Annotated in this window: 17 protein-coding genes and 1 tRNA gene; 10 read left to right on the top strand and 8 right to left on the bottom strand. The window is 69.5% G+C overall.

The window, feature by feature from the left end:
• The first annotated feature begins 144 nt into the window (after positions 1-144).
• The gene (locus tag IH68_RS0132350; RefSeq protein WP_030942093.1) at positions 145-2,427 is read left to right on the top strand and encodes a (Fe-S)-binding protein; all 2,283 of its coding nucleotides are present in this window, start codon (positions 145-147) and stop codon (positions 2,425-2,427) included.
• A gap of 61 nt (positions 2,428-2,488) precedes the next feature.
• Here the strand turns inward: IH68_RS0132350 and IH68_RS0132345 are convergent, their stop codons facing one another.
• Entirely contained in the window at positions 2,489-2,815 is a 327-nt protein-coding gene (locus IH68_RS0132345; RefSeq protein WP_030942091.1) for an antibiotic biosynthesis monooxygenase family protein, read from the bottom strand.
• A 122-nt stretch (positions 2,816-2,937) separates the two neighbouring features.
• Here IH68_RS0132345 and IH68_RS0132340 point away from each other — a divergent pair, with 122 nt between their 5' ends.
• The 3 genes from IH68_RS0132340 to IH68_RS0132330 all read left to right on the top strand — a co-directional run bounded on the left by IH68_RS0132340 (position 2,938) and on the right by IH68_RS0132330 (position 6,954).
• Positions 2,938-4,200 carry an FG-GAP repeat domain-containing protein gene (locus IH68_RS0132340; protein ID WP_030942089.1) on the top strand — a complete coding sequence of 421 codons (1,263 nt, stop codon included), beginning with the start codon at positions 2,938-2,940 and terminating at the stop codon, positions 4,198-4,200.
• A 181-nt stretch (positions 4,201-4,381) separates the two neighbouring features.
• Positions 4,382-5,857 carry an FG-GAP and VCBS repeat-containing protein gene (locus IH68_RS0132335; RefSeq protein ID WP_030942087.1) on the top strand — a complete coding sequence of 492 codons (1,476 nt, stop codon included), beginning with the start codon at positions 4,382-4,384 and terminating at the stop codon, positions 5,855-5,857.
• 110 nt (positions 5,858-5,967) lie between these two features.
• On the top strand, positions 5,968-6,954 hold the full coding sequence (locus tag IH68_RS0132330) for a Yip1 family protein (RefSeq protein ID WP_078912705.1): 987 nt from the start codon (positions 5,968-5,970) through the stop codon (positions 6,952-6,954).
• 74 nt (positions 6,955-7,028) lie between these two features.
• Here the strand turns inward: IH68_RS0132330 and IH68_RS0132325 are convergent, their stop codons facing one another.
• From IH68_RS0132325 to dcd, 3 genes are all read right to left on the bottom strand, one after another.
• Positions 7,029-7,814: a hypothetical protein gene (locus tag IH68_RS0132325; RefSeq protein WP_030942083.1), complete on the bottom strand. Its 786-nt coding sequence runs from the start codon at positions 7,812-7,814 to the stop codon at positions 7,029-7,031.
• A 93-nt stretch (positions 7,815-7,907) separates the two neighbouring features.
• A complete protein-coding gene (locus IH68_RS0132320; protein WP_030942082.1) occupies positions 7,908-8,417 on the bottom strand; it encodes a phosphoribosyltransferase in 510 nt (169 codons plus the stop codon).
• A gap of 14 nt (positions 8,418-8,431) precedes the next feature.
• On the bottom strand, positions 8,432-9,007 hold the full coding sequence (dcd, locus tag IH68_RS0132315; RefSeq protein WP_030942080.1) for a dCTP deaminase: 576 nt from the start codon (positions 9,005-9,007) through the stop codon (positions 8,432-8,434).
• Between the two features lie 518 nt (positions 9,008-9,525).
• Between dcd and IH68_RS0132305 the strand changes: the two genes are divergently transcribed.
• The 3 genes from IH68_RS0132305 to IH68_RS0132295 all read left to right on the top strand — a co-directional run bounded on the left by IH68_RS0132305 (position 9,526) and on the right by IH68_RS0132295 (position 11,260).
• Positions 9,526-9,599: transfer RNA gene (locus IH68_RS0132305), tRNA-Gly, on the top strand.
• Positions 9,600-10,331: 732 nt separating this feature from the next.
• Entirely contained in the window at positions 10,332-10,805 is a 474-nt protein-coding gene (locus IH68_RS0132300; RefSeq protein WP_030942078.1) for a hypothetical protein, read from the top strand.
• Entirely contained in the window at positions 10,802-11,260 is a 459-nt protein-coding gene (locus IH68_RS0132295; protein WP_030942076.1) for a hypothetical protein, read from the top strand. The genes IH68_RS0132300 and IH68_RS0132295 overlap by 4 nt, the downstream gene beginning before the upstream one ends.
• Before the next feature lie 5 nt (positions 11,261-11,265).
• Here IH68_RS0132295 and IH68_RS0132290 read toward each other — a convergent pair whose 3' ends face one another.
• On the bottom strand, positions 11,266-12,093 hold the full coding sequence (locus IH68_RS0132290) for an FHA domain-containing protein (protein WP_234341683.1): 828 nt from the start codon (positions 12,091-12,093) through the stop codon (positions 11,266-11,268).
• Position 12,094: 1 nt separating this feature from the next.
• Positions 12,095-14,050, bottom strand: a complete 1,956-nt coding sequence (locus IH68_RS0132285; RefSeq protein ID WP_030942070.1) for a serine/threonine-protein kinase — start codon at positions 14,048-14,050, stop codon at positions 12,095-12,097.
• A gap of 250 nt (positions 14,051-14,300) precedes the next feature.
• Here IH68_RS0132285 and IH68_RS58410 point away from each other — a divergent pair, with 250 nt between their 5' ends.
• Positions 14,301-15,725 carry a tetratricopeptide repeat protein gene (locus IH68_RS58410; protein ID WP_234341682.1) on the top strand — a complete coding sequence of 475 codons (1,425 nt, stop codon included), beginning with the start codon at positions 14,301-14,303 and terminating at the stop codon, positions 15,723-15,725.
• Complete coding sequence (locus tag IH68_RS0132275; protein ID WP_037885614.1) at positions 15,722-17,560, top strand: serine/threonine-protein kinase; 1,839 nt, start codon at positions 15,722-15,724, stop codon at positions 17,558-17,560. The genes IH68_RS58410 and IH68_RS0132275 overlap by 4 nt, the downstream gene beginning before the upstream one ends.
• A gap of 29 nt (positions 17,561-17,589) precedes the next feature.
• Here IH68_RS0132275 and IH68_RS0132270 read toward each other — a convergent pair whose 3' ends face one another.
• Together IH68_RS0132270 and IH68_RS0132265 are read right to left on the bottom strand one after the other, a co-directional pair.
• A complete protein-coding gene (locus IH68_RS0132270; RefSeq protein ID WP_030942064.1) occupies positions 17,590-18,147 on the bottom strand; it encodes a hypothetical protein in 558 nt (185 codons plus the stop codon).
• 34 nt (positions 18,148-18,181) lie between these two features.
• A complete protein-coding gene (locus IH68_RS0132265) occupies positions 18,182-18,634 on the bottom strand; it encodes a hypothetical protein (RefSeq protein WP_030942062.1) in 453 nt (150 codons plus the stop codon).
• A 542-nt stretch (positions 18,635-19,176) separates the two neighbouring features.
• Here IH68_RS0132265 and IH68_RS0132260 point away from each other — a divergent pair.
• Positions 19,177-20,697 carry an NCS1 family nucleobase:cation symporter-1 gene (locus IH68_RS0132260; protein ID WP_030942060.1) on the top strand — a complete coding sequence of 507 codons (1,521 nt, stop codon included), beginning with the start codon at positions 19,177-19,179 and terminating at the stop codon, positions 20,695-20,697.
• The last annotated feature ends 124 nt before the right edge of the window (positions 20,698-20,821 follow it).

Below are 20,821 nucleotides of genomic sequence, written 5' to 3'. Positions count from 1 at the left end.
CCCTGTCGCGACCCTTAAGGCAACCCTCAGCGACGCAGATCACCGCACGCCCGGTTACAGTGCGACGGAGGATGGGGGTAGTCTCAATCGGACTACATAAGTTACCGCTTAGTAATGACCCTCGCAGTCCCGAGGAGCCCCCAAATGCAACTCGCCGCGATCATCGTGTCGCTGGTGCTGACCGTGGTCGGCGTTGCGCTGCTCGCACGCGCCATCGGTCAGTTCGTCCGGTACTTCAAACTGGGCCAGCCGGTGCCCGCCGGCACCCGGACCGACAACCCGTACGCGCGCAGCGTGACCCTTGTCAGGGAGTTCCTCGGCCACACGCGGATGAACCGCTGGGGCATCGTGGGCTTCGCCCACTGGTTCGTGGCGGTCGGCTTCCTGACCCTGCCGCCGACCCTGGCGCAGGCCTTCGGCCAGCTCTTCCAGGCCGACTGGACGCTACCGGTCGTCGGCGACTGGCTGCCGCTGGAGATGTACACCGAGTTCATCGGTGTGATGACGGTCCTCGGCATCGTCGTACTCATCGCGATCCGCCTGTCGAACCTGCCCTCGCGCCCCGGCCGCAAGTCCCGCTTCGCGGGCTCCAAGTCGGGTCAGGCGTACTTCGTCGAGTACGTCATCCTCACCATCGGTCTCGCGATCTACGTGCTGCGCGGCCTGGAGGGCGCGATCCACCACGTGGACGGCTACGACGCCTCGTACTTCGCGTCGTACCCGCTGGTCCTGGCCTTCAAGGGCCTGAGCGTGAGCGCGCTGCAGAACCTGGTGTACCTGGTCGCGATGATCAAGATCAGCACCTCGTTCATCTGGATGATCGTGGTCTCGCTGAACACCAACATGGGTGTGGCCTGGCACCGCTTCCTGGCCTTCCCGAACATCTGGTTCAAGCGCAACGCCGACGGCTCCACGGCCCTGGGCGCCCTGCAGCCGATGACCTCGGGCGGCAAGCCGATCGACTTCACCGACCCCGGTGACGACGACGTCTTCGGCGTCTCCCAGGTCGAGCAGTTCTCCTGGAAGGGCCTCCTCGACTTCTCCACCTGCACCGAGTGCGGCCGCTGCCAGTCGCAGTGCCCGGCCTGGAACACGGGCAAGCCCCTCTCCCCCAAGCTCCTGATCATGTCCCTGCGGGACCACGCCCACGCCAAGGCCCCGTACCTGCTCGCCGGCGGCGGCAAGAGCATGGAGGGCGAGGAGAAGGCGTCCGAGGAGCAGCTGAAGGACGTCCCCGCCGCGGCTCTCGCCGAGGCCGAGCGCCCGCTGATCGGCACCGCCGAGGAGAACGGCGTCATCGACCCGGACGTCCTGTGGTCCTGCACCACCTGCGGCGCCTGCGTCGAGCAGTGCCCGGTGGACATCGAGCACATCGACCACATCGTCGACATGCGCCGCTACCAGGTCATGATCGAGTCCGCGTTCCCGTCCGAGGCGGGCACGATGCTCAAGAACCTGGAGAAGAAGGGCAACCCCTGGGGCCTGGCCAAGAAGCAGCGCCTGGAGTGGCTCAAGGAGGTCGAGTTCGAGGTCCCGGTCGTCGGCCAGGACATCGAGGACCTCACCGAGGTCGAGTACCTGTACTGGGTCGGCTGCGCGGGCTCCCTGGAGGACCGCGCCAAGAAGACCACCAAGGCCTTCGCGGAACTCCTCCACATCGCGGGCGTCAAGTTCGCGATCATGGGCGGCGACGAGAAGTGCACCGGTGACTCCGCCCGCCGCCTCGGCAACGAGCCCCTGTTCCAGGAGCTCGGCATGGAGAACGTCATGGCACTGAACATGGCGTTCGGCGAGGAGCTCGACGACGACGGCAAGGTGGTCCCGGAGTCCGCCAAGCCCAAGTCGGCGAAGAAGATCGTCGCCACCTGCCCGCACTGCCTCAACACGATCGGCAACGAGTACCCGCAGCTCGGCGGCGACTACGAGGTCATCCACCACACCCAGCTGCTGCAGCACCTGGTGGACGAGGGCAAGCTGGTCCCGGTCACCCCGGTCGAGGGCATCATCACGTACCACGACCCCTGCTACCTGGGCCGCCACAACAAGATCTACACGCCGCCGCGCGAGATCATCGCCAACGTGCCGGGCCTCCGCAACGAGGAGATGCACCGCCACAAGGAGCGGGGCTTCTGCTGCGGCGCGGGCGGCGCCCGCATGTGGATGGAGGAGCGGATCGGCAAGCGCATCAACAACGAGCGCGTGGACGAAGCTCTTTCGTTGAACCCGGACATCGTCTCGACGGCCTGCCCGTTCTGCCTGGTCATGCTCACGGACTCCGTGAACGGCAAGAAGAACGAGGGGAAGGCCAAGGAGTCCATCCAGGTGGTGGACGTGGCCCAGCTGCTCCTCGAGTCCGTCAGGACGCCGGTCGACCCGGCGGGCGACGAGGAGACGGAGACCGCTCCGGAGCCGGAGCCGGTGAAGTAGTCCGTACAAACACGACGGCGCCCCCTGTCTCCTACGAGGCAGGGGGCGCCGCCCTGTGTGTCTACGCGCCCTTCGGGCCCGCGGACTGCACGACGTCGAAGGACCACAGCGTCGAGCCGGAGGCCGCCGGCTTCGGGCGCTCGGCGCCCTCGCCGCCGCCCTGGTGGGCGGACTTCATCGACCCCTGCATCCAGGCCTCGAAGGACGCCTCGTCACGCCACCGTGTGTACACCAGGTACTGGTCGGTGCCCTCGACCGGCCGCAGCAGCTCGAACCACTCGAAGCCGTCGGAACCCTCCACGGCGGAGGCCCGCGAGGCGAACCGCTTCTCCAGCACCTCGCGCTGCTCGGCCGGCACGGTCAGCACATTGATCTTGACTACGCTCATGCCCCCATCTTGGACCCCGCACCGATCCCGGCGGCTGCCGCCCCACCCCGAACATGTGCATCATTGCCCAGGCGTTGTCGACGGTGCTGACGAGGGGGACGGTGCGCGTGCGAAGAGGCGGAATGTGTACGGCGGCCCTCTGCGGCAGCCTTCTGCTCGCCGCCTGCGGCCCCGGTGGGGACGCCGGAGCCGCCCGCCCCACCCCCGTCCGGGTCGCGGACGCCCCGGCCGAACTGCCGATACCCGGCGGCAAGGGCAGCAGGACCCCCGACGACTTCAACGGCGACGGCCACCGCGACCTCGTCCTCGACGCGCTCGTGAAGGCGCAGAGCCATGCCGACGACGCGGGCATAGGCGTCGTCTACGGCAGCGCCCACGGACTCACCCCGGGGGCACGGCAGTTGCTCAGCCCCGCCAGGTACGCGACCCGGACAAAAGGCCGACTTCCCGCCGTCTTCGACGCGGAGGCGAGCTGCGACCTCGACAAGGACGGCTTCACCGACCTGATCGTCTCGACCGACCCGCCCTACGACGGCCAGGGCCGGCCCCCGGTCCCCCTGCAGGTCCTCTTCGGCTCACCCGGCGGCCTGACCCGTGCCGTCGAACTCACCGTCCCCGCCGTCGCCCGCTTCGGCAACGACTGGCCAGACCGGCCGGTGTGCGGCGACTTCGACGGCGACGGCGCTCAGGACCTGGTCCTGCACGCATCCAGGGAGCAACTGAGCTATCTGCGCGGCCCGTTCAGCCGCAAGGGGGCGCCCCGCGCGGCCGGCGCCCCTGTCCCCTCGCCGGGCGAGGTCCCCACGGGCCCGGCGGCCGACGTCAACCGCGACGGCTTCGACGACCTGGTGGTCCGTACGGCGGAGGGCGTGAGCAAGGCGTCCGTCGTCCTCGGCGGCCCCGCCGGCCCCACCCGCACCGGCACCGTCCTGCCCGAGGGCATCGACGTGGCCCTCGGCCGCTTCGGCAGGGGCACCGCCCTCGACGCGGCCGTCGGCACTCTGGACGAAACGTCCCTGCGCTACGACCTCCCGACCGCCACCCGCGCCACCCTCCGCTCCCCCGGCTCCCTGCTCGACGCCGCCGACTTCGACGGCGACGGCCTGAGCGAACTCGTCGCCGGCGGGTCGGGGCTGCGGGTGTTCCGAGGTAGTACGACGGGCTTGTCGAAGGCGGGCATGGTGACCGTGAAGCCACCTGCCCGGGGCACCACCCGGGTGCTGGCCGTCGGCGACTTCGACGGGGACGGGCGGGCGGACCTCGCCGTGCGGACGTACCGCGGCGAGACGCAGGACACCGTCGCCGTCTACCCCGGCGCGAAGAAGGGGCTGGTGGGCGCGGAGCCGGCGGTCACCTTCTCCAGCTCGGAGTTCCTGGCCGACTGACCCGGGAAACGACCTCAGGAATTTACTGAAATCACGTACAACCCTTACACCCCATCACGGGTCTCCTGATCGCCGCCCGATCGTGAACGCGAGGACAACTCCCGGCGAACACGATTCGGCGCGCACCCCATTGACTGTGGATGCCCGCCAGGCATCCCCGCATGCCGCAGGAGAAACCCGCATGCACAAGCCTCTGCGACTCGCCCTCGCGACGGCCACCGCCGTCGCTCTGACGGGCGGTCTGCTCACGTTCTCGGCCGTGAACGCCACGGCCGCGGACTCCACACATGTCCCGCAGGCCGACTTCAACGGCGACGGGACCGGCGACGTCGCCTTCTCGGCCGCCGGCGCCTACGTCAGCGGCCACAAGACCGCCGGCCAGGTGGTCGTCCTCTACGGCACCGCCACCGGCGTGTCCTCCGCCAAGCGCTCCACGATCAGCCAGAACACCACGGGCAACCCCGGCACCGCCGAGACCGGCGACGCCTTCGGCTCGGAGACCGCGTACGCCGACTTCAACGGCGACGGCTACGACGACCTCGCGGTCGGCTCCCCCGGCGAGGACGTGGGCAGCGACACCGACGGCGGCGGCCTCGTGATCCTGTGGGGCTCGGCCTCGGGCATCACCGGCAAGGGCTCCGGCATCGCCGACCCGGCCCCCTCCAGCCACGACTTCTGGGGCAAGAACCTCGCCGCCGGCGACTTCGACGGCGACGGCAAGGCCGACCTGGCCGTCGGCAGCTCCGCCTCCACCATTTACGTCTACAAGGGCGGCTTCAACTCCTCCGGCACCGCGGGCGGCCGCTACACCATCAAGCCGCCCATCCAGTCGGGCGGCGACGCCAACGGCCCGCTCAACCTCACCGCAGGTGACGTCAACGGCGACAAGCGCACGGACCTGGTCGTCGACGGCTACGAGACCGAAACCAGCTACGGCTGGAACCGCAACTACTACATCCCCGGCACCGCGAGCGGCCTGAGCGTCGCCTCCGCCCAGGCCCTCAAGCCCGGTGTGATCACCGCGATCGGCGACATCAACGCCGACGGCCACGGCGACATCGTCAGCGGCGCCTACTGGGACACGACCACCAGCGACGGCACGTCGATCCCGGACTCCGGCAAGGGCGGCAAGGTCTGGGTCACCTACGGCTCCGACGGCGGTCCCGGCAACACCACGGGCATCACCCAGGACACCGGCAACGTCCCCGGAACCGCCGAGAACAAGGACTGGTTCGGCTCCGAGCTCGACCTCGGCGACATCAACGGCGACGGCTTCCTCGACCTCGCGATCGGCGTCGCCGGCGAGAACATCGGTAGCGCCGCCAACACCGGCGCGGTCACGGTCCTCTACGGCACCTCGACCGGCCTGGACACCACCTCCGGCGCCCAGGGCTTCGCCCAGAGTGCCCCGGGTGTGCCCGGCAACGACGAGGACGACGACATGTTCGGCGCCGACGTCAAGCTCGACGACGTCACCGGCGACGGCAGGGCCGACCTGATCGTGGGCTCGTACGAGAACGACGGCAACGGCGCGGTCACCTACCTGCCCTCCGACGGCACCGTGATCACCACGACCGGCTCGCGCGCGATCTCGCCGAGCACCTCGGGTGTCTCGACGACCGGAACGCCGTCCTTCGGCGCCAACTTCGCCGACTGACCCACCCCGTACCGGAGCCGGGCCCTCACCCTCGGGCCCGGCTCCTCCCTGCGCTGCGCGGCCGGTGCCGTAGAGCTTCCCTAGGGGTTCCTTTACCGTCCCCTTAAGGGATGTCACAGCTCGGCAGCAAAGCCGGGCCCGAACCGCCGGGCCCGCCACGTCACTCTCCGGGACCAGGTACGTTCGAAGACGTGGCTGGATTCAGGATCGGACGCGGCGCCCGGAACAACGGCGCTCCGCAAGCGCGACCGCAACAACCCCCGTACGGACAGCAGGCGCCGCAGGGCCGCCCGTCGTACGGCCAACCCCCGGCGCCGCAGCCCCACCCCGGGCAGCAGCAGTACGGGAACGGCGGCGGCCAGTGGCCGCAGGGCAACGGCGGCGGGTACGGCGAGCCGGAGTACTTCGGCGACGGCGGCGGCTACGCACCGCAGGGCAACCCGGACCCGTACGCGGCCAACAACCCGGGCCACACCCAGGCGTTCACGGTCGGCGAGGACCCGTACAACCAGGGCGGCACCTACCGCGCGGGCTCGGCCCCGGCGGCCCCCGCAGGCCCCCGCCTCCGCTGGAAGGACCTCCTGAGAGGAATCATCCTCTCCCCCACCCAGACCTTCCTCCAGATGCGGGACTACACGATGTGGGGCCCGGCCCTCATCGTGACGTTCCTCTACGGCCTCCTCGCGGTCTTCGGCTTCGACGGGGCACGCTCGGACGCGATCAACGCCACCCTGGCGAACGCGGTACCCATCGTCCTGACGACGGCCGTCGCGCTGGTCCTCTCGTCCTTCATCCTGGGCGTGGTCACCCACACCCTGGCCCGCCAGCTCGGCGGTGACGGCGCCTGGCAGCCCACCGTCGGCCTCTCCATGCTGATCATGTCCCTGACGGACGCGCCCCGCCTGGTCTTCGCCATGTTCTTCGGCGGCAACGCGACCTTCGTCCAGGCCCTGGGCTGGGCGACCTGGGTGGCCGCAGGCGCCCTCCTGACGCTCATGGTCAGCCGCTCCCACGACCTCCCCTGGCCGAAGGCCCTGGGCGCCTCTTCGATCCAGCTGATCGCCCTGCTGTCGATCGTGAAGCTGGGCACGTTCTGACAGGACCCCGTACGACGCGAAGGGCTCCCGGCGCACTGCCGGGAGCCCTTCGCGCTGCTGCTCTCAGTACGTGGCTACTGGACGTCCACGAAGTCGCCGGCCGCGTTGACCGCCGGGGTCGTCGCCGTGCCCGCGAAGCTGTAGCGGAAGTAGCCGTCGGTGGAGGCGGTGACGGTCGTCCTGAGGGCGCCCGTCGAGTTGGTCCTGATCGTCTTCACCGTGGTGTAGGTGGTGCTGCCCTTCTTGCGGAACTGCAGCTTCACCGGCTGGTTCGCGTAGCCGTGGTACAGGTTGTCCTCCCAGTTGGCCCGGGAGAGCTTGCCGGTGACCGTGATGGTCTTGCCCTTCTTCACCGGCTCCGGCGAGGCGTCGACCGTCAGCTTCGACGCGCGTTGCACCTTGAACGTGGTGGCCGCGTCCCGGTGGATGTAGTCGAAGTCGTTGGCGGAGACCAGCGTGCGGAGGTTCCAGGTGGCCGCCGCGTTGTTGTCGACGAAGCCGGTCGCCGCCTGCGGGTCGAAGGTGAGCGTGCCCGTGCAGGTCGACGTGGTGTCGCTCAGCTTGACGCAGGTGATGTCACCGTCGTCGTACCAGATCTGCGCGAAGTTCGGGTTGGGACCGAAGGCGCTGATGTACGTGGTCTCCTTGATGCCGGAATTGTCCGTCGCGGTCACGGAGACCTTGGCCGACACCGCGTTGGTGGTACCGACCACGACCGGCTTGCCGCCGTTGACGACGACCTTGTCGATCGTGATGTCGCCCGAGCCGCCGTCATCCGCCTGGGCGGCGGTGGCACCGACTGCCCCGGCAACCAGCGCAAGACTGGTCCCGAGCAGGGCAAGGCGCGCGATTGTGCGCATGAACTGTTCCCCCCACTGAATCCTTGATCGGTCAGAGGGAGCGTACGGCCTTGGCCAAGGCTTTACCACACAGTTGTTTCAACAACTCCACACTCAGAGGGCTTCCTTGTTCACCTTGGCCGCCTCTCCCGACCTGTGCACCGGAGGAAGGACACTCCACGGGAAGTTGATCCAGTCGTCGGTCCGCTTCCACACGTACTCGCACTTCACCAGCGACTGCGACTTCTCGTAGACGACGGCGGACCGGACCTCGGCGACGGTGTCGAGACAGAAGTCGCGTACGAGCTTCAGCGTCTTCCCCGTGTCGGCGACGTCATCGGTGATGAGCACCTTCTTGTCGGAGAAGTCGATGGCGTTGGGAACGGGGGCGAGCATGACGGGCATCTCCAGGGTGGTGCCCACCCCCGTATAGAACTCCACATTCACCAGGTGGAGGTTCTTGCAGTCGAGGGCGTAGGCGAGCCCGCCTGCGACGAACACACCCCCGCGCGCGATGCTGAGCACGATGTCCGGCTCGTACCCGTCGTCGGCGATGGCCTGCGCGAGCTCGCGCACGGCGTGCCCGAACGCCTCGTAGGTCAGGTTCTCCCGCACACCGCTCACAGCAGTCACTCCACTCACACTTGGGTCCGGTGGAAGTTGAGGTAGGACCGGGAGGCGGTGGGACCGCGCTGCCCCTGGTACCGGGAGCCGTAGCGCTCGCTCCCGTAGGGGAACTCGGCGGGCGAGCTCAGCCGGAACATGCACAGCTGGCCGATCTTCATGCCGGGCCACAGCTTGATGGGCAGGGTGGCGAGGTTGGAGAGCTCGAGCGTGACATGCCCGGAGAACCCGGGGTCGATGAACCCGGCGGTGGAGTGGGTGACCAGTCCGAGCCGCCCGAGCGAGCTCTTCCCCTCGAGCCGCGAGGCGAGATCGTCGGGGAGCGTGATGACCTCGTACGTACTGGCGAGGACGAACTCTCCGGGATGCAGAATGAACGGCTCGTCACCCTCGGGCTCCACGAGCCGCGTCAGATCGCCCTGCTCGACGGAGGGATCGATGTGCGGGTAGCGGTGATTCTCGAACACCCGGAAATACCGGTCCAGCCGCACGTCGACACTCGACGGCTGCACCATGGATTGGTCGTAGGGATCGATCACCACCCGCCCGGCGTCGATCTCGGCCCGGATGTCCTTGTCTGAGAGAAGCACGCCCTGAGGATACGCAAGGCGCGCGGACCGGCCACAATCGTGCCGCCCACGCGCCCGCTACTGCTGCGTCACTGCCCTGCTCTGTCCCTAATGCTTCTCAAGGCTGACCGGCACCACACTGCGGAGCCGGGCACACCGTGGACACCGGACGAGCCGGCCGGGGCCGAGTCGCTCGGCCTGCTGCATCGGGAACGAAGCGGTGCTGAACACGTGCCCATCGGCACAACGGACGACGGTGCGCTCCATCAAGTCCAAGAGTCCCTTCCCCAAGAGCCGCGTCTGGCTACTGCTCACCTGACGACAAATGCCACATTACGGGATCAAAGGAACGACTCTCCAGGGGGCTCTCCGACCTCCCCCGGACCCTCACCCACCCCGCCACGGTACGCCCCAACTCCGGCCCCCCGCAGCCTCATCGACCCCCGAAACACAGGCCGGCCCCACGGCTTCAGCGCCGGGGGCCGGGGATGAGGTAAGGTGACGATGCGTTCGGGCACCGGCTCTGGTCGGCGTCTTACGCGGGTGTAGTTTAATGGTAGAACATCAGCTTCCCAAGCTGAGAGCGCGAGTTCGATTCTCGTCACCCGCTCCAGATTGAAACCCCAGGTCAGCGACCTGGGGTTTATGCATTGCTCAAGGCTCCCCAGCAGATTCTGCCCCTTCGAGCACGCAGAGGTCGGGCATGCGAAGGGCACGAGCGCTTGGCGGATGCCATGCAGGCACCACTGACGGTTTCCACATCGCGCCGCTGGCCTGGGATTTCGTGGGACGCACCGGAAGCGTTCACGGACCTGAGTCCTCAGCCTGCTGTTCCCACGCCTGGCTTCAGAAGAGCTTTGAATCGACGGTGGTTACCGCCGCTGAGGGTCTGCGGTCTCCCGTGACCGGATGATCCGGCAGACGACCTGTTCGGCCACCTCCCGGCAGTGCCACGGCGGCCGTGTCCGGGGGGTGGCGCCGGCCCAGTAGTGAGCCGTGACCCGTGCCGGCCGGAGCGGCAGCGATCAAGGCCGCTGGTGATGTCATGCCGTTGGTCAGCCTGGCACGGGACAACGGCCAGGTGTTCGCAGAACGTCCCCATCCGCAATCCGTCGGGCGACAATCCGCCTCAGGCCACGTCACGGACACATGCGCGGGTCCACGCTTCCCCCTCACGAGCACCTCGGAAGGAAGGCATTTCCGCAGGTCAAAGCCATGGAGCACGTCCAGGTGCCGTCGCTTCCCAAGCGGGGAGTGCGAGTTTGCTGTCGGGAGGGGCCACCGGGACCCCTCCCGACGCTGTGCCGGTAGGCATTGCCCGACACACTCGTGAAGGGGGAAGTGCATGGTGCGAGCACGCTCGGGGGCGTTCCCGGCCGACATGGTCCTGGTCGCCGTACTGGTGTCGGCGTGTGGCGCGGCGGCGCCGCAGACGCCGCGGAAGGAGTTGTTCCAGGAGTACGTCCGATCGACCCACCTGCAGAACGACTGGTCGGGCGGCGAGGGCGGGAAGAGTGCGGATCGGATCGCGAACTTCGGCTCTCGCGGCATGCCGACCGACCTGCTGTTCTCCCTACTGTTCGCCCGGCAACGCGATGCCGACGCCGACAGCTCCCCGAGCGGAGCGGCCCGCCAGGCGGTCACGGCGCTCGTCGGCTTCCGCGGCAGAACCCACTCAGGTGGCCTGGACGACTTTCGCCATCACCACGACCTGCTCGGTTCGGACGACGTGATCCTCACGCGGGCCGACATCACCTCCGTATCGAGTGGAGGAAAGGTCGTCGTGGCCCACCGGCGTACAGGGGAGGTACGCCCGTGACCGGCTCGCCGAACGAACCGGGTGCGGCGGAACCCCTGCCCGAGGAGCCCCAGGAGCCCCAGGAGTTCGAGGAGGAAGAGCTGGAGGTGGACGCCCGCAGGCCCCGGGTGATCACCGTGGCGTTCTGGCTGTTGATCACGTCCGCGGTGTTCTGGGTGCCGGTGAGCGGGAGCAGCGCTCCGGGCGACCTGCCGGGGGCCAGTGCGATCCTCGGCGTCTACATCTGGTCCGCCGCACGCATCCGTCGCGGCCGGTGGACAGCCAGGATCCTCGGTACGGCCGCTGCCGTCTGGCTCGTCGTTGGACAGGGGTCCCGGGCGCCGGGCTTCATTGAGTCCCCCTACGGGTGGGAGTTCGCCGTGATGGACCTGATGGCGGTGGTCCTGACCAGCCTGGGTGTGCCCCTGCTCTACGGTCGCGAAGGCAACACGTACTTCCGCCGGCGGCCATGGTGACTGCGTCAGGCCGAGTCGATCAGTGCCAGGTCCATCGGTACGAGCGTGGTCGACGCCAGCAGGGCCCGGATCAGGTGGTCGTTGAGCGCGTTGCCCACCGGCTCGCCGAGCTCCTCGCGGGTCAGCCAGGGCACCCCGTCGCGGGAGAGCTTGGTGCGCACGCCGTTGACCAGGTGCTCGACGCGCTTGTCCGTCCAGCCGGCACCGGGCTGCACCTCGGCGAGTTCGGCGGCGGTCTGCCGCCAGGTCAGCGGCTGTGGCCGGGGTTCGTGCAGCAGGTAGCGCCGGCCGAGGACGACGAGGGCGAGCTTCTCCTGTTCGGTGAGCGTCCACACCCGGGGCGGGCGGGTGACGTCCTCGTGCCGCGGCTGCGGCCGGTCGCCCTCGGGGCCGGTGACGAAGACCTCCAGCAGGTGCTCGCGCCCGTGGGAGCCGCCGACGAACAGCGGGGTGTAGCCGGTGTCGAGCGGCAGTGGCTCCTCATCCCGGAACAGCAGCCGGGCCCCCGCACAACGGATCGGCAGCCGCCCGGAGTTGCTCACCCACCAGCGGCCGTCCCGGTGCGTGAGCGTGCCCTGGTGGCGGCTGACCTGCGGGTCGTCCTCCCCGAGGCAGACATGCACCTCGGGGCGGTTGCGGCCGAACAGGACCTCGCGGCCCTCCCCCGGCCCCAACGTCATACCGCCGGTCAGCGCGAGCGCGAAGACGGTGCCGGGCAGCGGTGCGGACGCGCCACGGGCGAGGCTCCCATGGGTGGCGGGCAGGAGCCGGCCGCCCGGGGCGGGCATGGCCCGCTCTCCGGGCCGACTCCGTGCCGTTTCCCCATCGGTCATGTCACCGCTCCTGCGCTCGCTTCGCGATGTTCTGTACGGCGGTGGTCGCGAACTCCGCGGCGGAGTCGCACAGTTCGGCGGTCGACCGCGGCGCGTACACGGTCAGCTGGAGCAGCTCGACGGTGCGGTCGCCGACGGAGTCCGTGTACGTACGGTGCGGTGTCCGTACGGTGCAGCTGTCGTCCTCGGCCTCGTCCGCCACGTAATAGCTCCGCGTCCCGGCGACGTCCACCGCCGTTCCGTCGTCGGAGTCCAGCGAGTTGTCCCGGCTGAACTGGATCTCGACCTCGCGTGTGCCGTCGTCGCTGGACCAGTCGCAACTCCAGGAACCGAAGCCGCGGTCCCGGTTGTCCGCGTCGACGCCGGGCAGCCGCTTGAGCGCGGTGGCGTCGAGCAGGGTGCAGGTGTCCAACCGGGCCAGGGAGTTCGCGGGCGGCGGCGACGAACGCCGGGGCACCGGGCCGTCGGCCAGCACGCCGACCACGTGGTCGGTGGCGGCGTCGGCCAGCTGGCACGGGTCGGGCGCCGCTTCGCCCAGTTGCTTCCCGATGACGCGGATCTGCTTGCCGTCGGTGGTCAGGACGGCCCGCTCGCAGGCCCTCCCGTCCCGTTTGAGGGTCACGACCGTGAGGCCGCCGACGAGGTGGGTGGATGCGATGTCTTCGAAGTCGTCCCGGTCCGAGTCGAGGTTGACCTGGACGTCCGCGTTGTCGTCACCGCTGTTGTTGCGCACCAGGACGTCGCAGCGGTCGAACTCCCCGTAGTCCGGGTCGAGTACGGTGTCGCCGAAGCGGCTCAGCGAGGCGGCGTCGAGCAGCCCGCAGGGGTCCGCCGTACGCTCGTCGCCGATGGCACCGGCCGGCAACGTGGCCGAGGGTTTCGCGTCGGTCGTACCCGTACGGCCGCCCTCGTCTCCCTCGTTCTTCGAGGCCCACGGGCCGAAGACGACCAGCCCGGCCGTGATCGCGCCCGCCGCGGCCAGCGCCACCGCCGTGATGACCAACCGGCGTCGGCGCAGGGGCTGTTGCGGCTGCGGCCCGAAGGGCGTGGAGTCCTGCGCCCGGCGGACGAGTCGCCGTAGCCGGAGGGTTGGGGACGTCAGGTCCCGCACACGGCTGTCGTGCAACAGCTCCGCTATGTGCGGGGGTGGTGGCGCGGCGCGCGTCAGCAGCCTCTGCGCCCTGGCGGCGTCGGGCCGGCGCCGGGGCTCCACCTCCAGCAGGGCGGTGAGCGGCCCCGCCAGCGGGCCGACCCGGTGCGCGGGCTCGATGTGTCCCTCGACGGCCCGGGCCAGGTAGGCCGCGGGGTGTTCGACCTCGCCGTACGGCGACCGGCCCTCGACCGCCATGAACAGGGAGGCGCCCAGGGAGAACACGTCGGACTTCTCGCCCGCGGGCAGCCCCTTGGCCAACTCCGGGGCCAGATACGGTGGTTTGCCGGGCACACTGCTCGTCCCGCTCTGTGTGACGTCGCTCCACAGCGCCCGCGAGATCCCGAAGTCGGTCAGTCTCGCGACGCCTTCGTCGGTGACGAGGATGTTCTCCGGCGTCACATCGCCGTGCACCACGCCCTCGTGGTGGGACTTCGCAAGCGCGGCCGCGATCTGGCAGCCGATCGAGCAGGCGGCCTCGGGCGTGAGCGGACCGCTCTCCGTCAGGATCTGTGCGAGGCTGCGCGAGGGGACGTACTCCATGATGATCCAGCAGGTGGCGCCCTCGTCGACGAAGTCGAAGACGCCCACGATGTTCGGGTGGTGCAGCCGCCCGGCGTTGCGCGCCTCGCCCATGAGCCGTCGCGTGGCCCGATCGTCGTCCAGGCGTGCGCACTTGACCGCGACCCGCCGTTCGAGCCGCTCGTCCCAGGCCAGCCAGACGACGCCCATCCCGCCTCTGCCGATGGGCTCCTGCAAGAGGTACCGGCCGGCGATCTTGTCCCCGGCCTCCGGTGTCACGAGCACCGCCCCGCCCCTCGCCTCACCGCCGATGGTCCTGCCAGACGACGGAGTGTACTCAGCCCGCACCTGGCTGTGATCTCTTTCACCGGACTTCGCGCGGACCCGTCCAGAACCCCCACAGCGCGGCCGGTTCACGGTCGCCCAGAACCCCCACAGCGCGGCCGGTCCGCGGTCGCCCGGGACCCCTCCCGGGAACGGCGCCGCACCATGCGGGCACCGGACCTGTTCGTGACCGAGACCGGGGGAGATCAGGATGAGCGACCCGACGTACGCCCTACCCACCATGCCGAATGCCGCGCCCGACGAGCCCAGGGCACCCGACCCGGTGGCCGCCGCCCTGGGCAATGCCTCGCTCCTCGGCGTCGGCTATCTGCTGCTGCGGCGACGCCGGCTCGCCCTCGCCGCCGTGGCCGGCAGCGCCGTACTCGTCTTCATGCTCGTCACGACCGCCTCGCGGTCGTACGAGGTGGCCGTGCTGGTGTGGTGGGCGGCCGTGGTCGTCCACGGGTGCTTCCTGGCGCGCGGAGGCGGCGGCCGAGGCACGGCGCGCAGACAGCGCCTGGTCGCGCTCGGCATCACGCTGCCGGTGCTGCTGGTGGTGGGGCTGTTGCGCTTCGACGCGTTCAGGATCGGTCGCAGCGTCACCGAGGCGCGCGAAAGCGGCGACTGCGCACGGGTGTCGACGGCCCAGGACAGCGTGTGGTTCGGGCACCGCGTAGCCGACGCCCCGCTCACCGCCCGCGGTGACGAGGCCGTAGCGGCGTGCGACCGGCTGCGGACGGCCCGGGCCGAGCTGAGCAGGGCGCTGACCGGGGACACCGAGGCCCTGGCGGACGGCTTCGGCACGCTCGCTTCCGTGCTGGCGAAGGACGGCAACGAGAAGACGGTCGAAGCGACCTTGAACGGATTCCTCGGCAGGCTGCCCGCCAAGGACCCCTGCGACACCGCCGCCGTCACCGACTGGCTCCGCGACCGGGGGCGGAGCCACGACGTACTGGACCGGGCGGCCGACACGGCCGCGCTGACCGCGCCCGCGGCGCTCGTCGGATGCGGTGACGACCTCCTGGCGGACGACCGTTGGGAGGAGGCGCGCACGTACTACGAGCGGCTGCTCGACCGGTATCCCGGCAGCGGCCTCGCGGACCGGGCCCGGAAGGGAGCCAGGAAGGCCACCCTGAGCGCCGAGTTGGCGAACGTCAGCAACCTGCTCTCCGCAGAGACCGGCACCCAGCCCGAGTACTGCGCCGCCCCGGCGAAGTACAGCGGCGCCAAGCCCATGAGCAAGGGCACCAACCCCGCGCTGTTCTACGCCTCCGACGAGAACGGCACCGCCTCCGGCTACCCGAAGCGGTTCCCCGGCTCCTGGAAGGCGGACGATGCCACCGACGCGGTGCTGGTGGTCTGCATGGGCGAGGACACCTTCGGGGATTCCGTCGAGACCTGCCCGTACCGGAGCGAGTCCTCCGGCGCCGTCGGGTACGTGAGCTTCCACAAGATCGAGATCCCGGTGAAGGTCTACGAGCTGCGCACCGGAAGGCTGGTCGCCGACCGCAAGATCCAGATCAGCGGTACGAGCTGCCCCTCGACCATCTTCACCGCGGAGAACACGGTCTCGATGTACGTCGACCCGTCCACGTCCGATGTGCGCTCCGCCTTCCGCCCGCTGGTCGTCCGGTGAGCGGCGGCGCGGACCGTGGCTTCGGCGGGGTCATCGCCGGGCGGTACCGGCTCCGGGAGCGGCTGGGTTCCGGCGGTGGCGGACACGTGTGGCTGGCCGAGGACGAGGACCTCCAGGTCCGGGTCGCGGTCAAGGAGATCGCCGTTCCGTACGAGTCGGACGGACCCGGCGACGACCCCGTCCACCGCGGGCGCAGGGAGGCGCTGAAGGCGGCGCAGCTGCGCGAGCACCCGAACGTGATCACGGTGTACGACGTGGTGGAGGACGACGACCGCCCGTGGATCGTGATGGAGTACCTGCCCGGCACCCGGGATCTGCGGGCCGTGGTGGAGGACCGCGGGCCGCTGCCGAGCGAGGAGGTGGCCCGGATCGGGGCGGCCACCCTCGACGCGCTGTCCGCCGGGCACCGGCTCGGCATCATCCACCGGGACGTGAAGCCCTCCAACGTCCTGCTGGCGCCGGACCCGTCCGGAGCCGCCGATCGACGGGTCCTGCTCACGGACTACGGCATCTCGCTGTGGCCCCGGGAAACCCGGGTCACCCGGAGCGGCATGGTGGTGGGCACCCCGGGCTACCTGGCGCCGGAACGACTGTCCGGCGGCGAAGCGACGGAAGCGACCGACCTGTTCTCGCTCGGTGCCACTCTCTACTTCGCCGTCGAGGGCGCCTCCCCCTTCGAGCGGGACACGCTCGACGCCTCCCTCATGGCGGCGCTGACCGCGGAACCCGCCGTACCGCAGCGGGCGAGCGACCCGCTGAGCCGCGTGATCATGGGGCTGCTGGCCAAGGATCCGACGGAGCGTATGCGGGTGGAGCGAGCGCGTGAGCTGCTCGCGGAGGCCGGGGGAACCGGGACCCCTCGTACGCCGCTGCCCGCGCTTCCCGGAACCGCCCGGGAGAGGACCGGATCCGGCGCCGATCCCGCCGCCGCGACCGGCTCCGGGAGCCCCTCGGCCGCCGCTCGCGGGTCGCTCGGCCGGCGAACGTCCGTACTGCTGACGCTCGTTGCCGTGCTGGTGGGGGCCGGCGGATTCGCGCTGGGCGCCGCCACGCACCCGGCGGAGAAGGCCGGGGTGAAGGGGCCGGAGGTCGGTACGAAGGTGGCCGCGAGCCCTTCCCCGACCGTGACCCGAAACGCGTACCCGTACGGACGGCAGGCGGGGCTGCGCGAGGAGCTCACACCGGGACAGTGCGTCGACGCCGACGGGAGGGACGGGAAGTTCAAGGAGCTGCCCAAGGTGAAGGTCGTCGACTGCTACGACGACAATCCCGACGGCCAGGTCATCACGACCGTCGCAGCCGACGGCACGCGGGCGGCGCGGGACGAGTGCACCCGGCGCACCGCCAGGCTGCGGGCGACCATGGCGGACCCGGTGCTGTACGTCCTCACGCCCGGGCCCGGGCAGAGCGAACCGCCGCCCTCGGCCTGCCTGCTCTTGCTGAGGAACGCCACCGCGGGCGGCCCGCTCGGCGACTTCCGCAAGTTCGGCAACGAGGTGTTCGTCACGCAGCTGGGCCCGGGGGACTGCGTCGACACGCGGAAGGACGAGGACGACACGTACACCAAGACCCTGGTGAACTGCGACGGACCGCACGACCAGCAGATGGTGGGCTGGACCCGGGCCTCGGGCGACGGCTCGGCGGACAGTGTCGACGCGGGAGACCTCTGCGACGAGAAGTACGGCGTCAACTGGGCCCGTGGCCAGGGACACGAGATGTGGGGCTGGTACTCCTCGGACGAGGAGTGGGACGCCGGGTTCCGGTGGGTGCTGTGCGGCGTGGGCCGGGAGGACGGGAAGAAACTCCCCGGCGGAACGCTGAAGTCGGCGTACTGACTACCAGCAGGATCACCGGCGCCATATTGCTACCCGACGTCCTTCACCGAGGTCGGCCCCAATTGCTTGGCACTGGCGTACTCCGGCATCGTCATGGGCTTGTCGAACAGGAAGAACGACTGGTTCGTGCCGACCGTGAATTCCATGTACACGCCCGTCATGGCATCGAAACCGTAGTAGGCGTTGCAGGTGGAACCCGACGAATACGTGCCGTCCATGCCGGGCTGCGCGAGGACTGCGACGCCGTTGGAGGAGGACTCCACCCTCTCCGTCGGAGTGAGCATCTTGCAGCGCGGCACCGGCAGGCCCTTCATGATGAAGTACCCGTACTCGCCCTTGGCGTTCTGGATGTAGACGTACGAGAGTTTGCCCCGCTTCCCCCACGTCCTGATCCACTGGTTGATCGCTTCGCGGGTCGGCGAGTACTCCATGCGGCCCGCCGGCTGCTGGGCCACGAGACGGTCGTAGTTGTCCTGCTTGGCCTTGTTCTCCTTGTCCTGGCCGGAGTCGCCGGTGCAGGACGTCAGGGCAAGGCCCACAACGAGCGCGACAACGGTGGCCAGGGCCATGCGTGCGAACTTCTTCATGCGGTGCTGCCCTCTTCCCGGGATGAGATGGGGATCAGTTGGTGCACGTCGTGCGCTCGGCGCCGGCATCCAGCCGGTACGGCAGATCCTTGTCGCGGAAGGGTGCGCGGTGCTCCTGGGCGGCCTTCGCGTTGTAGGTGTTGACCGACTCGATCCGCGTGGCCTTCAGCGCGGTGATCGACTGGTCGATCTGCGTCAGGCGAGTCTCCGAAGCGACCTCCCGCTCCTCCCGGAGCGCCTGGATCGTCCCTTCGGCGTTCTGCACGGCCGCGCACAGATCGAAGAACTCCTCGTACGTGGTCTGCCGGAACTCGCCCGAGCCGCCGGTGTTCTCGCGCTTGTCCGCCGCACCGCGGAACGGGGCGGTGATCCACTCCGCGCCGCCGAAGGCGAGCACCCCGATCACGTACAACACCGCCAGGCCGATGACCCCGCTGACGGCCCAGGCCGCCAACCGTGCACCCTCGCGTACCTGCCCCATGGTCATACCCCTTCACAGGCATCTCCGGCACACACCGCATCTGTGATGACGACCGGGCTTGCGCGTACCGAGGCTAGGAGGAGCGTCCGGGACCGGTCCCGCACGCTTGCAGGCTTTCCCTGCTCATCGGGTTCCCGATCACCCACCGGTCGGGGCACCTCGCCGCCGGGCCGGTGCGGTCGCCGTGCGACCGCCGTGCGACCGCCGACGGCACAACTCCGTTGTCGTTTAAAGGGACTTGGCTCCGCCGCCATTGCATGCGATCGATGTCGTCACCCGCAGCGGGCGGCACGAGCAGGCGCCGCGCATCACGCCTCGGGCCCTTGTCACCGACAGCTCCGCGGGAGTCCGTCCCGCCTGTGATCACGCCCCTCGTCCAACCGCTCCACGGGCACTGATCAACCGGTGACTCGATCCGGAAATGGAAGAAGTTTTCCGTTGACGAGTCTGCTACGCGCCCGACATGCCAATGCAACATCGGGGCCGTTAGCTGCCCCATCAACCGGCCGGCGCGACGCCGGTAGGGGCACCGCAAGAAGGAGCAGGACATGCCGGCCACGGACAGCGCGGACGCGGACAGAACCGCCACCCCGCCCGGGTACTCCCCCCGTCTCTACAACGAGGATCTCGCCCCCGCCACCGAACGCAAGTGGGGCGCCTTCAGCATCTTCAACGTCTGGACCTCGGACGTGCACAGTCTGTACGGCTACTTCCTGGCCGCCAGCCTGTTCCTCGTCGCGGGCAACACCTTCAAGTTCCTCATCGGCATCGGTGTGGGCTCGCTGATCATCTACTGGCTGATGACCCTCATCGGCAAGGCGGGCGTCAAGACCGGTGTCCCCTACCCGGTCCTCGCCCGCGCCTCGTTCGGCACCTTCGGCGCCAACGTCCCGGCTCTCGTACGGGCCGTGGTCGCCACCTTCTGGTACGGCGCCCAGACCAGCGCCGCCGCCGGCGCCATCGTGGCCTTCCTCGTCCGCTACGACGGACCCAAGCATCTGCACGAGACCACTCGGCTCTTCGACCACAGCGGCCTCGAAGTGCTGTGCTACCTCGGTGTGTGGGCCGCCCAGCTGCTCATCATCAGCAAGGGGATGGAAACGGTCCGTCGTTTCCAGGACTTCGCCGGCCCGGCGGTCTGGCTGATGATGCTGATCCTCGCGATCGCGCTGTCCGTGAAGGCCGGGGCGCTGTCCTTCTCCGTCGACATGCCGAGCGGCGACCTTGCCGCACTCGCCAAGAGCGCCACCGGGCTCGACGTCAGCCCGGGCTCACTCGCCGCGATCGCGGCGATAGCCGCCACCTGGGTGACCTACTTCGCCGCCCTGTTCCTCAACTTCGGTGACTTCGCACGCTTCGCCCCGGACGCGAAGGCCCTGAAGAAGGGCAACATCTGGGGCCTGCCCGTCAACCTGATCCTCTTCTCCCTCGTCGCCGCGATCACCACGGCCGCCGCCAGCAAGGTGTACGGGGAGGTCATCCTGGAACCGGCCAAGGTCTCCGCCAAGTTCGACAGCGCGGTCCTCGTCCTGCTCGCCGCCCTGACCTTCGCCGTGGCGACCCTCGGCATCAACGTCGTCGCCAACTTCGTCAGTCCCGCCTTCGACTTCGCCAACGTGGCCCCGAAGTACGTGACCTTCCGGCGGGGCGGCCTCATCGCCGCCGTCATCGCGCTGCTGCTCTACCCGCTCCACCCCTGGGACAACGCCCCCAGCTTCGTCAACGCCATCGGCTCGACGATGGGCCCCATCTTCGGTGTGATCGTCGTCGACTACTACCTCATCCGGAAGACACAGCTGAACGTGCCCGCTCTGTACGACGAAGGCGGGGAGTTCCGCTTCCAGGGCGGCTGGAACGTACGGGCGTTCGCCGCCGGGGTGGTGGGCGCCGTCTTCTCCAGCATCCTCCCCGTCTACGGACCGTCCGGATACGGGGCGACGCTGGGTCCGTACTCCTGGTTCATCGGAGTCGTCGTGGCCGGGGTGCTCTACTTCGCGTTCAGCGGAGGCAAGAGCCCCCTCACAGCGAGGACGGGGGCAACGGAAGCGCCGGAGGCGACCAAGGCATAGCAGTCAGCTTCTTCCAGCAACCCGAGTAGGGCGCCCGACCTGGGGTGATGCCGGTCAGGCGCCCTTTTCCCCGCCGCCGCCCCGGCTCGGCCACTGCCCGAGCCGGGTGGGGAGACCGGGCTCC

The sequence above is a fragment of the Streptomyces sp. NRRL S-646 genome, assembly GCF_000720765.1.
Lineage (GTDB): Bacteria > Actinomycetota > Actinomycetes > Streptomycetales > Streptomycetaceae > Streptomyces.
The sequence above is the reverse complement of the archived record's forward strand: the minus strand, read 5'-3'. Positions and strand labels throughout refer to the sequence as shown.